Consider the following 12115-nt stretch of genomic DNA (forward strand, 5'->3'; position numbering starts at 1 on the left):
TCGGGCTGCCGCGGGGATAGCGGGTTTGCGGAAGTGCGGTTACTCAGCGGCCGCTGGCTTGCGCGAGCGACGACGCTGCGGTTTGCCGTCCTGAGTACGCGCCTTCGGCGCATCACCCTCGCTGCGGCGCGGTGAAGACTGCTGACCACGACCCTGGCTCTGACCGGCGCGACCCTGACTCTGGCCGCCGCGTCCCTGGCCCTGACCGCGACCACCGCCGCCGCCGCCGCTGCGCTGCTGACGACCGTTTTGAATCGGCTCCGCTCTGATGGACGGATCCGGCTCATAGCCGGCAACACTAATGCGTGGGATCTCTTTTTTCAGCAGGCGTTCGATATCGTGCAGCAGCTTATGCTCATCAACGCAGACCAGCGACAGCGCTTCGCCGGTAGCGGCGGCGCGGCCGGTACGGCCAATACGGTGGACATAATCTTCCGGCACGTTCGGCAGCTCGTAGTTCACCACGTGCGGCAGCTCTTCGATATCCAGGCCGCGCGCGGCGATATCGGTCGCCACCAGCACGCGAATGCCGCCGGATTTAAAATCAGCTAATGCGCGGGTACGCGCGCCCTGGCTTTTGTTACCGTGGATGGCGGCGCTGCGAATGCCGTCTTTGTTCAGCTGTTCCGCCAGGTGGTTGGCGCCATGCTTGGTACGGGTAAAGACCAGCACCTGCTGCCAGTTGCCTTCGCCGATCATCTGCGACAGCAGCTCGCGCTTGCGCTTCTTATCAACGAAATGCACGTACTGGCTAACCTGCTCGGAGGCCGTGTTGCGACGAGCAACTTCGATTTCCAGCGGGTTATGCAGCAGCTTTTCCGCCAGCGATTTAATCTCGTCGGAGAAGGTTGCCGAGAACAGCAGGTTCTGGCGCTTCGCCGGCAGCTTCGACAGCACGCGGCGAATATCATGGATAAAGCCCATGTCCAGCATCCGGTCGGCTTCATCCAGCACCAGCACTTCAACCTTATCCAGGCTGACGGCGTTCTGGTGTTCCAGATCCAGCAGGCGGCCCGGCGTTGCCACCAGGATATCGACGCCGCTGCGCAGTTTCATCATCTGCGGGTTAATGCTCACGCCGCCGAATACCACCAGCGAGCGAACGTTCAGATACTTGCTGTAATCACGAACGTTTTCGCCAATCTGAGCGGCCAGCTCACGCGTAGGGGTGAGGATCAGCGCGCGCACCGGGCGACGGCCCTTCGCGTGCGGCTCTTGCTGGATCAGATGCTGAAGCAGCGGCAGGGTAAAGCCCGCCGTTTTGCCGGTGCCGGTCTGGGCGCTGGCCATCAGATCGCGCCCCTGCAACACCGCAGGGATAGCCTGCTGCTGAATGGGGGTTGGCTCAACATAACCCTGCTCGGCTACGGCACGCAGGATTTCAGGATTAAGGCCAAGGGAATCAAAAGACATAACAACTCCAAACCGCCCCGGCCTTTTACAGGCGTAGTTTTCGGGGAGATTATTGCGAAAGAGATGGCAAAAACCACAATGCCATGAAGGGGCGCAGTCTAGCAGGTTTTGTGACGTATCGCATAAAAATCCCCTCGGGGTTTTTCTGCGAAATCAAGCTCCTCTATTTGGCGATAAATAGAGTATTCACCATTCTGGACAGTTCCGCGAATTGGTCATACTCTTAATCAATCGATTGATTAATTTTTTCAGGTGCGATGAATACCACTCCCGCGACCAGCAAAGGCGAACAGGCAAAAAGCCAGTTGATTAGCGCAGCCATCGCCCAGTTTGGCGAATATGGCCTGCATGCCACCACCCGCGATATTGCCGCCCAGGCCGGGCAAAACATCGCCGCAATTCCTTACTACTTCGGCTCAAAGGACGATCTCTATCTCGCCTGCGCGCAGTGGATAGCCGACTTTATTGGCCACAATTTTCGCCCTCACGCCGAAGCGGCGGAGCGGCTGCTTGCCGAGCCGCACCCGGATAAAGAGGCCATGCGGACGCTGATCCTCGGCGCCTGCCGGAACATGATCCTGCTGCTCACCCAGGATGACACGGTCAACCTGAGCAAATTTATCTCCCGGGAGCAGCTGTCGCCCACCCCGGCGTACCAGTTAATCCATGACCAGGTGATCGCTCCGCTACACTGCTACCTGACGCGATTAATCGCCGCCTTTACCGGGCTTGAGGCGGACGACACGCGGATGGTCCTGCATACCCACGCGCTGCTGGGGGAGATCCTCGCCTTTCGCCTTGGCCGAGAAACCATTTTGCTGCGCACCGGATGGGCGCAGTTTGATGCTGAAAAAACCGAGCAAATTTATCAGGTTATTACCTGCCATATCGATTTCGTTCTGCAAGGATTATCGCAAAGGAGTTTGGGATCATGAAAAAACCGCTCATCGTCGTCCTGGTGGTGCTGCTGCTGATCGTTGCTACGGGCGGCGGCTGGTGGTGGTATCAAAGCAGCCAGCAGAAGGGGCTGACCCTGTATGGCAACGTCGATATTCGTACCGTTAACATGAGCTTCCGCGTCGGCGGGCGGCTGGCCTCGCTGAGCGTGGACGAGGGCGACGCTATCAAGGCCGGGCAAACTCTGGGCCAGCTCGACCGCGCCCCTTATGAAAATGCGCTGCAGCAGGCGCAGGCCAACGTCTCAACCGCCCAGGCGCAGTATGACCTGATGATGGCCGGCTACCGGGCGGAAGAGATTGCCCAGGCCGCGGCGGCGGTGAACCAGGCGCAGGCGGCCTATGAATACGCGCAGAACTTCTATCAGCGCCAGCTGGGCCTGCGCAAAAGCAGCGCCATTTCCGTCAACGATCTCGACAACGCGCGATCCGCGCGCGACCAGGCTCAGGCAACGCTGAAATCGGCGCAGGATAAGCTGCGCCAGTATCTCGCGGGTAACCGTCCGCAGGAGATAGCCCAGGCCAAAGCCAACCTTGAACAGGCGCAGGCCGCCCTGGCGCAGGCGAAGCTCGATCTGCACGATACCACGCTGGCCGCGCCTTCCGACGGCACGCTGATGACCCGCGCCGTTGAGCCGGGCAGCATGCTCAGCGCCGGCGCTACCGTCATGACGCTGTCGTTAACCCGCCCGGTATGGGTTCGTGCCTACATCGATGAAAAAAATCTCGGCAACGCGCAGCCAGGACGCGAGGTGCTGCTGTACACCGATAGCCGCCCCAGTCAGCCCTATCGCGGCAGGATTGGCTTCGTTTCGCCGACGGCTGAATTTACGCCGAAGACCGTAGAGACGCCAGACCTGCGAACCGACCTGGTCTACCGCCTGCGTATCGTGGTGACCGACCCCGACGACGCGCTGCGCCAGGGGATGCCGGTCACCGTCACCTTCAGCAGCGGAAACGGACATGAGTGACGAGCTCATCACCCTTGACGGGCTGACCCGCAGCTTCGCCGGCATGACGCGGCCCGCCGTTGCCCCGCTGAGCTGCACCGTGCGCTCCGGCTACGTCACCGGGCTGGTCGGGCCCGACGGCGCGGGGAAAACCACCCTGATGCGCATGCTCGCCGGGCTGCTCAAGGCGGACAGCGGCAGCGCCAGCGTCATCGGCTTCGATCCGATTCGCGACGATAGCGCCCTGCACGCAGTGCTCGGCTATATGCCGCAAAAGTTCGGCCTGTACGAAGACCTGACGGTGATGGAGAACCTGACCCTGTATGCCGATCTGCGCAGCGTGACCGGCGAAGCGCGGCGGAAAATTTTCGACCGCCTGCTCGAGTTCACCTCCCTCGGCCCCTTCACCGACCGGCTGGCCGGTAAGCTCTCCGGCGGCATGAAGCAGAAGCTGGGGCTGGCCTGTACGCTGGTGGGCGAGCCGAAGGTGCTGCTGCTTGACGAACCGGGCGTCGGCGTTGACCCCATCTCGCGCCGCGAGCTGTGGCAAATGGTCCACGAGCTGGCGGGGGACGGAATGCTGATCCTCTGGAGCACATCGTACCTTGATGAAGCGGAGCAGTGCCGCGAGGTGCTGCTGATGAACGAAGGCCAGCTGCTGTATCAGGGGGAACCCCGTTCCCTGACCCAAACGATGGCCGGACGCAGCTTTTTGGTCTCCAGCCGCGAAGAGAACAACCGCCGCCTCCTGCAGCGGGCGCTGAAGCTGGAGCAAATCAGCGACGGTGTCATTCAGGGCAAATCGGTGCGCCTGATCCTCAAGAAGGAGGCCAGCATCGAGGAGGTGCGCAGCCACGCCAGCCTGCCGCCGCTGGAGATCGCCGAAACCTCGCCGCGCTTTGAGGATGCGTTTATTGACCTGCTGGGCGGCGCCGGGACCGCAGAGTCGCCGCTGGGGGCTATTATTCACAGCGTCGAAGGCTCCCATGATGAAACGGTTATCGAAGCACAAACCCTCACCAAAAAATTCGGCGATTTCGCCGCCACCGATCACGTTGATTTCAAGGTTAAGCGCGGCGAAATTTTTGGCCTCCTCGGCCCCAACGGCGCGGGTAAATCAACCACCTTTAAAATGATGTGCGGCCTGCTGGTGCCCACCTCCGGTAAGGCGCTGGTGCTGGGCATGGATCTGAAGGTCAGCTCCGGCAAGGCCCGTCAGCATCTCGGCTATATGGCGCAGAAGTTTTCGCTCTACGGCAACCTGAGCGTTGAGCAGAACCTGCGCTTCTTCTCCGGCGTTTACGGCCTGCGCGGCCGGGTGCAGAACGAAAAAATTGAGCGCATGAGCGAAGCCTTCGGCCTGAAGGAGATAGCCAACCACGCCGCCGACGAGCTGCCGCTGGGCTACAAGCAGCGCCTGGCCCTGGCCTGCTCGCTGATGCACGAGCCGGATATCCTGTTTCTCGACGAGCCGACCTCCGGCGTCGACCCCCTCACCCGCCGCGAGTTCTGGCTGCATATCAATAGCATGGTCGATAAAGGCGTGACGGTAATGGTTACCACCCACTTTATGGACGAGGCCGAATACTGCGACCGAATCGGCCTGGTCTATCGCGGCAAGCTTATCGCCAGCGGCACCCCGGATGCGCTAAAAGCGCTGGCGGCCAGCGATGAGCAGCCGGACCCGACCATGGAGCAGGCGTTTATCACCCTGATTCACGACTGGGATAAGGAGAACAGCAGTGAGCGCTAAAATGCTGTCATGGCGGCGCGTGCGCGCCCTGTGCGTCAAGGAGACGCGGCAGATCGTACGCGATCCCAGCAGCTGGCTGATTGCGGTGGTTATCCCGCTGATGCTGCTGTTTATCTTTGGCTACGGCATCAACCTTGACTCCAGCCGGCTGCGGGTCGGCGTGCTGCTGGAGCAGCAGAGCGAAGAGGCGCTGGATTTCGTCCACACCATGACCGGCTCGCCTTACATTGACGCCACCATCAGCGACAATCGCCAGCAGCTGATTCAGCTTATGCAGGCCGGGCGGATCCGCGCGCTGGTGACCATTCCGGCGGATTTTGACCAGAAGATGGCCCGCCCCGGCGACGATGCCCCTATTCAGCTCATTACCGACGGCAGCGAGCCCAATACCGCCAACTTTGCCCAGGGCTATATCGAAGGTATCTGGCAGATCTGGCAGCAGCAGCGGGCGGAGGATCGCGGTGAAACCTTTGAGCCGCTGATCGACGTACAGACCCGCTACTGGTTTAACCCGGCGGCGATCAGCCAGCATTTTATTATTCCCGGCGCGATCACCATCATTATGACGGTCATTGGGGCGATCCTCACCTCGCTGGTTATCGCCCGCGAATGGGAGCGCGGCACCATGGAGGCGCTGCTCTCCACCGAAATTACCCGCGTCGAACTGCTGCTGTGTAAGCTTATCCCCTACTATTTTCTCGGCATGCTGGCGATGCTGCTGTGCATGCTGGTGGCGGTGTTTATTCTCGATGTGCCCTACCGCGGCTCGCTGGTGATTCTGTTTTTCATCACCAGCCTGTTTTTGCTCAGTACCCTGGGGATGGGGCTGCTGATTTCGACCATCACCCGCAACCAGTTTAACGCCGCCCAGGTGGCGCTCAACGCCGCCTTTCTGCCATCGATTATGCTGTCCGGGTTTATTTTCCAGATAGACAGCATGCCGGCGATAATCCGCGCGGTGACCTACGTTATCCCGGCCCGCTATTTTGTCAGCACCCTGCAAAGCCTGTTCCTGGCAGGCAATATTCCGGTGGTGCTGCTGGTAAACGTGATGTTTCTGATCGCCTCGGCGGTGATGTTTATCGGCCTGACGTGGCTGAAAACCAAACGGCGGCTCGATTAGGGCATTAGCCATTCCCCTGCGGTGGCTATCCGGGGGCAGCGTAAAGAGAGAACTGAAGATGTTTCATCGCTTATGGACGTTGATTCGCAAAGAACTACAGTCGCTGCTGCGCGAGCCGCAGACGCGGGCGATTTTGATTATGCCGGTGCTGATTCAGGTGCTGCTGTTCCCCTTCGCCGCGACGCTGGAGGTGACCAATGCCACCATTGCTATCTATAACGAAGACAATGGCAGCCACGCGGTTGAGCTGACGCAGCGCTTTGCGCGCGCCAGGGCCTTCACCCACATCCTGATCCTCAAAAGTCCGCAGGAGATCCAGCCCACTATTGATGAGCAGAAGGCGCTGCTGCTGATCCGTTTCCCGGCTGATTTCTCGCGCAACCTCGATAACTATCAGACCGCCCCGCTCCAGCTGCTGCTGGACGGCCGCAACTCAAACAGCGCGCAAATCGCCGCCAACTACCTGCAGCAAATCGTCAAAGAGTATCAGCAGGAGCTGCTGGAGGGGAAAGCCAGGCCTAACAACAGCGAGCTGGTCGTACGCAACTGGTATAACCCCAACCTCGACTATAAGTGGTTCGTGGTCCCGTCGCTGATCGCCATGATCACCACCATCGGCGTGATGATCGTCACCTCGCTATCGGTTGCCCGCGAGCGCGAACAGGGAACCCTCGACCAGCTGCTGGTCTCGCCGCTGGCGACCTGGCAAATTTTCGTCGGTAAAGCGATACCGGCGCTGATCGTTGCCACCCTGCAGGCCAGCATCGTGCTGGGGGTCGGGATCTGGGCCTATCAGATCCCCTTCGCCGGCTCGCTGCTGCTGTTTTACTTTACGATGCTGATTTACGGGCTTTCGCTGGTGGGATTTGGCCTGCTGATTTCGTCGCTGTGCTCGACCCAGCAGCAGGCGTTTATTGGCGTATTTGTCTTTATGATGCCGGCAATCCTGCTCTCCGGCTACGTTTCACCGGTCGAAAACATGCCGCAATGGCTGCAGGACGTGACGTGGATAAACCCCATTCGTCACTTTACCGATATTACCAAGCAGATTTATTTGAAGGACGCGAGTCTGGAGATTGTGTGGGGAAGTTTGTGGCCGCTACTGGTCATAGCGGCCACCACGGGGTCAGCGGCGTATGCGATGTTTCGCAGGAAGATCGCCTGATCCCCGTCATCGTTCAGGCTGCCTTGGCGTTGGCTTCCTTACTCACCCCGGTCACATAGCTATCTATGCTCCCGGGGATTCGCTGCGTCGCCGCCTTGATGCAGTCCGAACGCTTTAGGGGATCCTTGCTATCGTTCAGGCTGCCTCGGCGTTGGCTTCCTTACTCACCCCGGTCACATAGCTATCTATGCTCCCGGGGATTCGCTGCGTCGCCGCCTTGATGCAGTCCGAACGCTTTAGGGGATCCTTGCTATCGTTCAGGCTGCCTCGGCGTTGACTTCCTTACTCACCCCGGTCACACAGCTATCTATTATCACGAGGATTCGCTGCGCTGCCGCCCTGATGCAGTCCGAACGCTTTAGGGGATCCCCGCCATTGCTCAGGCTGCCTCGGCGCTGGCTTGCCTTTCTTTGCCCCCGGCCACATAGCTATTATCTATGCTTCGGCGGGTTCGCGGCGCTGCCGCCCTGATGCAGCCCAAACTTAGAGTAGCGGTTTTTATCTTTCGCCAGCAGCGATACCACCGCCGGACCGGCCAGAATAACCAGCCCGGCGAGCGCCAGCAGCAGATTATTGTGCAGCACCCGTGACAGCAGCCACAGCACGATAACCGCGGCGCCAAAGTACCAGGTGGTGGTGAGTTCCTCAAGGAAATCACCGACATCGCGCCAGCGCTCTTCGTGGTGACGCTGTAAAAACAGCATTGACAGCAGCGTAACGCCGTACAGCACGCACAGCCCTAATCCGACACGAACCAGCGCGCCGCCCATCCAACCCATCACCAGTACTGCCACGACCAGTAGATGCAACATAATCTGCCAGCAACTGAGGCCAGTTGCGACGCGTACACGTTGTTGCCACTTCATGGCTTCTCTCCTGAAGGATCTTTATCTGTAACTCAGAGTACCGCACTTTACGGAAAATTCCGTATCACCGCATCTTTTTGTGACAGCTACTACACTATTTCATTCAGGAAAGAGATGTTAACCGGAGAAATATGGCCGAGAAAAATCCTTTATTCTCAGTAAACGTGCTGACAATTAACACCCATAAAGGCTTTACGACGTTTAACCGACGCTTCATTCTGCCCGAACTTCGCGACGCGGTACGCAGCATCGGCGCCGACATTGTTTGCCTCCAGGAGGTGATGGGCGCGCATGAGATTCACCCCCTGCATATCGAAAACTGGCCGGATACCACCCACTATGAGTTTCTGGCCGATGCGATGTGGAGCGATTATGCCTACGGACGCAACGCAGTGTACCCGCAGGGACATCACGGCAACGCCGTGCTCTCCCGATTCCCCATCGAACACTATGAGAATCTCGATATTTCAGTCGGCCAGAGCGAAAAGCGCGGCCTGCTCTACTGTCGGATCGTGGTGCCGGAAAGCGGCGTGAATCTGCATCTGATTTGCGCTCATTTAGGGCTCAGCGCGGGGCAGCGGCGGGCCCAGTTGGCGATGCTGGCCGAGCGGGTTAACCGCCTGCCGGAGGGAGAGCCGGTGGTGGTCGCGGGTGATTTTAACGACTGGCGCCAGCAGGCTAACCGTCCGCTCAAGGCGCTGGCCGGGCTGGAGGAGATCTTCACCCGCGCCCACGGTCGCCCGGCGCGCACGTTCCCGGCGCGCTTTCCGCTGCTGCGCCTTGACCGCATCTATGTCAAAAACGTCCACGCCGGTCAGCCACGGGCGTTGGATCTTCAGCAATGGCGTCATCTTTCCGATCACGCCCCGCTCAGCGTGGAGCTTCATCTGTGAAATGCAGCTGGCAGAATGGAAACCGGATCCAGCTTCTGGAGAACGGCGATAGCTACTATCCGGCGCTGTTTCGCGCCGTCGACCGCGCAAAGCGCAAGGTAACCCTTGAAACCTTCATCTGGTTCGAGGACGACGTGGGCTGGCAGCTCCACGCGGTGCTGCTGAAGGCCGCGCGTCGCGGCGTCGAAGTGGAGGTGCTGCTCGACGGCTACGGCTCCCCTGACCTGAGCGATGGCTTCGTTAACGAACTCATCTCGGCGGGCGTGATATTTCGCTACTACGACCCGCGCCCGCGCCTGCTGGGGATGCGCACCAACCTGTTTCGCCGCATGCACCGTAAAATTGTCGTCGTGGATGACACCACGGCGTTTGTTGGCGGGATTAACTACTCCGCGGAGCATATGACCGACTACGGCCCGGAGGCTAAGCAGGACTATGCCGTCCAGGTGGAGGGACCGGTGGTGCTGGATATTGCGCAGTTTGTGCAGCAAAACCTGCCCGCCAGCGAAGGCGGACGCCGTCGCTGGCGCCGACGTCGCCACCAGCCGGAGGTTAACCAGCATCCCGGCGAAGCGCAGGCGCTGTTCGTCTGGCGGGACAACCTCGAACATCGGGACGATATCGAACGTCACTACCTGAAAATGCTGGCCAACGCGCGGCGGGAGGTGATTATCGCCAACGCCTATTTCTTCCCCGGCTACCGGCTGCTGCACGCGATGCGCAGCGCCGCCCGGCGCGGCGTGCGGGTAAAGCTTATCGTGCAGGGTGAACCCGATATTCCCATCGTCAAGGTTGGCGCGCGGCTGCTGTACAACTATCTGGTGAAGGGCGGCGTGCAGGTTTTTGAGTATCGCCGCCGCCCGCTGCACGGCAAGGTCGCCCTCGCGGACGACCACTGGGCTACCGTCGGCTCCAGCAATCTCGACCCGCTCAGCCTGTCATTAAACCTCGAGGCCAACCTGATCGTTCACGACCGGGAGTTCAACCAAACCCTGCGCGATAATCTGAATACGCTTATCCAGCAGGACTGCAAGCAGGTAGACCGTTCCATGCTGCCCAAACGCAGCTGGTGGAATCTGGGCCGCAGCGTGCTGGCCTTCCACTTCCTGCGCCACTTCCCGGCGTGGGTAGGCTGGTTGCCCGCCCATACGCCGAAGATGGCGCAGGTCAAACCGCCGGCGCAGCCGGAAATGGAAACTCAGGATCGGACGCAGACGCAGAGCCCGGAGGTAAAATCCTGATGGCCAAATCACACCCTCGCTGGCGGCTGGCCAGGCGCATCCTCAGCGGACTTTTTTTTATCGCCGTTGCCGTACTGCTGGTGGTCTATGCGCAAAAAATAGACTGGCCGGAAGTATGGAAAGTGATTCGCGGCTACAACCGCGCGGCGCTGCTCGGCGCCTTTGGCCTGGTTATCGTCAGCTATCTGATCTACGGCTGCTATGACCTGCTCGGGCGCGCCTACTGCGGGCACCGGCTGGCTAAGCGCCAGGTGATGCTGGTGTCGTTTATCTGCTACGCCTTTAACCTGACCCTTAGCACCTGGATCGGCGGCATCGGGATGCGCTATCGCCTCTATTCCCGCCTCGGCCTGCGTGGCGCAACCATAACCCGCATCTTTTCGCTGAGCATTACCACCAACTGGCTGGGCTACGTAGTGCTCGGCGGGGTGGTTTTTAGCGCCGGTCTGGTGCAGCTTCCTGCGCGCTGGTACATCAGCCAGGAGACGCTGCGCATCATCGGCATCGCGATGCTGCTGATTTCGATCCTCTATCTGTGGGCCTGCGCGTTCGCCAAACGCCGCCATCTGACGATAAAGGGGCAGCGGCTGGTGCTTCCCTCCTGGCGCTTCGCGCTGCTGCAGGCCGCGCTTTCCTGCACCAACTGGCTGGTGATGGGGGTCATTATCTGGCTGCTGCTGGGTCAGGAGGTGAGCTACTTCCTCGTGCTGGGAGCGCTACTGGTGAGCAGCATCGTCGGGGTGGTGGTGCACATCCCCGCCGGTATTGGCGTGCTGGAGGCGGTGTTTATCGCGATGCTCTCCGCAGAGCCTGTCTCCCGGGGAGCGGTGATTGCCGCTCTGCTCGCGTACCGCCTGCTCTATTACTTCCTGCCGCTGGCGATCGCCACGATGGGCTATCTGATTCTGGAAAGTCAGGCCAAAAAGCTGCGGGAGAAAAATCAGCGCAAGCTGGCGGACGGATGAGAGGAGATGAGATGAGAGAGAAAGAGAACCCCGGCGGCGTAAGGCTCACCGGGGTTTTGCGATCTTAACGACGGTTGCCTAAAATACGCAGCATCATCAGGAACAGGTTGATAAAGTCCAGATACAGCGTCAGCGCGCCAAGGATCGAGTATTTGCGCAGCGTCGAGGTATCGCGGGTGTCGATCTGCTCGCCGATATTTTTCAGCCTCTGGGTGTCATAGGCGGTGAGGCCCACGAACACAATCACCCCGATATAGGTCACCGCCCACATCAGCGCTTCGCTCTTCAGCCAGAAGTTCACCAGCGAGGCCAGAACGATACCAATCAGCGCCATAAACAGCATATTACCAAAGCCGCTGAGATCGCGTTTGGTGGTGTAGCCGTAGAGGCTCATGGCGCCAAACATCCCGCCGCTGACCACAAAGGTGCTGGCAATCGACGAATAGGTGTAGGCGATGAAAATGCTGGATAGCGTGAGCCCGGTCAGCGCCGAATAGAGCATAAATAGCGTCGTCGCCATGCCCGCGCTCAGGCGCTGCACCATCCCGGAGAGCACGAAGACCAGCGCCAGCTGGGCGATAATCAGCCCGAAGAAGGTAATTTTGCTGGAAAAGACAAACATCATCACCGCCGGCGTGTTGGCGGCAAACCAGGCGATAAACGCCGTTAGCAGCAGGCCGACCGTCATCCAGCCGTACACCTGGGCCATATAGGTTTGCAGGCCGCCGCGCGCCTGGACGATGGAATCGGAACGGGGGAATCTGTCCATGACTATCTCCTGATTAACGAA

11 protein-coding genes are annotated in these 12115 nt (G+C 59.8%); 8 read left to right on the plus strand and 3 right to left on the minus strand.

All coding sequences use genetic code 11. The features are described from left to right. Nucleotides 1-39: 39 nt before the first annotated feature. Nucleotides 40-1413, minus strand: a complete 1374-nt coding sequence (rhlE, locus tag M2416_RS03635; RefSeq protein ID WP_259222157.1) for an ATP-dependent RNA helicase RhlE — start codon at nt 1411-1413, stop codon at nt 40-42. A gap of 257 nt (nt 1414-1670) precedes the next feature. Between rhlE and cecR the strand changes: the two genes are divergently transcribed. From cecR to M2416_RS03660, 5 genes are read left to right on the plus strand one after another with little or no spacing between them, the layout of a single operon-like run. Then, nucleotides 1671-2348, plus strand: a complete 678-nt coding sequence (cecR, locus tag M2416_RS03640) for a transcriptional regulator CecR (RefSeq protein WP_135185005.1) — start codon at nt 1671-1673, stop codon at nt 2346-2348. After that, on the plus strand, nt 2345-3340 hold the full coding sequence (hlyD, locus tag M2416_RS03645) for a secretion protein HlyD (RefSeq protein ID WP_259222162.1): 996 nt from the start codon (nt 2345-2347) through the stop codon (nt 3338-3340). Before cecR ends, hlyD begins: the two co-directional genes overlap by 4 nt. Next, nucleotides 3333-5072, plus strand: coding sequence for an ATP-binding cassette domain-containing protein (locus tag M2416_RS03650; RefSeq protein ID WP_195709631.1), 1740 nt, complete (start codon nt 3333-3335; stop codon nt 5070-5072). The genes hlyD and M2416_RS03650 overlap by 8 nt, the downstream gene beginning before the upstream one ends. A gap of 1 nt (nt 5073) precedes the next feature. Beyond that, complete coding sequence (locus tag M2416_RS03655) at nt 5074-6195, plus strand: ABC transporter permease (protein WP_045855428.1); 1122 nt, start codon at nt 5074-5076, stop codon at nt 6193-6195. A gap of 58 nt (nt 6196-6253) precedes the next feature. Beyond that, nucleotides 6254-7360, plus strand: a complete 1107-nt coding sequence (locus tag M2416_RS03660) for an ABC transporter permease (RefSeq protein WP_041144694.1) — start codon at nt 6254-6256, stop codon at nt 7358-7360. Between the two features lie 431 nt (nt 7361-7791). Here the strand turns inward: M2416_RS03660 and M2416_RS03665 are convergent, their stop codons facing one another. Next, nucleotides 7792-8226, minus strand: coding sequence for a YbhQ family protein (locus tag M2416_RS03665; RefSeq protein ID WP_041144693.1), 435 nt, complete (start codon nt 8224-8226; stop codon nt 7792-7794). Nucleotides 8227-8357: 131 nt separating this feature from the next. On the opposite strand from M2416_RS03665, the gene M2416_RS03670 reads away from it, so the two are divergent. Genes M2416_RS03670 through M2416_RS03680 form a run of 3 tightly spaced genes read left to right on the plus strand, consistent with a single transcriptional unit; the run spans nt 8358 to nt 11325 of the window. Further along, nucleotides 8358-9119 (plus strand): endonuclease/exonuclease/phosphatase family protein, encoded by a 762-nt coding sequence (locus tag M2416_RS03670; protein WP_259222166.1) that lies wholly within the window; start codon nt 8358-8360, stop codon nt 9117-9119. Further along, nucleotides 9116-10360 carry a cardiolipin synthase ClsB gene (gene clsB / locus M2416_RS03675; RefSeq protein WP_259222167.1) on the plus strand — a complete coding sequence of 415 codons (1245 nt, stop codon included), beginning with the start codon at nt 9116-9118 and terminating at the stop codon, nt 10358-10360. The genes M2416_RS03670 and clsB overlap by 4 nt, the downstream gene beginning before the upstream one ends. Further along, nucleotides 10360-11325 carry a lysylphosphatidylglycerol synthase domain-containing protein gene (locus M2416_RS03680; protein WP_076944995.1) on the plus strand — a complete coding sequence of 322 codons (966 nt, stop codon included), beginning with the start codon at nt 10360-10362 and terminating at the stop codon, nt 11323-11325. The genes clsB and M2416_RS03680 overlap by 1 nt, the downstream gene beginning before the upstream one ends. A gap of 64 nt (nt 11326-11389) precedes the next feature. On the opposite strand, the gene M2416_RS03685 is transcribed toward M2416_RS03680, so the two are convergent. Continuing rightward, nucleotides 11390-12094: a Bax inhibitor-1/YccA family protein gene (locus tag M2416_RS03685; protein ID WP_041144689.1), complete on the minus strand. Its 705-nt coding sequence runs from the start codon at nt 12092-12094 to the stop codon at nt 11390-11392. Nucleotides 12095-12115: the final 21 nt, after the last annotated feature.

Source organism: Klebsiella sp. BIGb0132 (assembly GCF_024810075.1).
Lineage (GTDB): Bacteria > Pseudomonadota > Gammaproteobacteria > Enterobacterales > Enterobacteriaceae > Klebsiella > Klebsiella terrigena.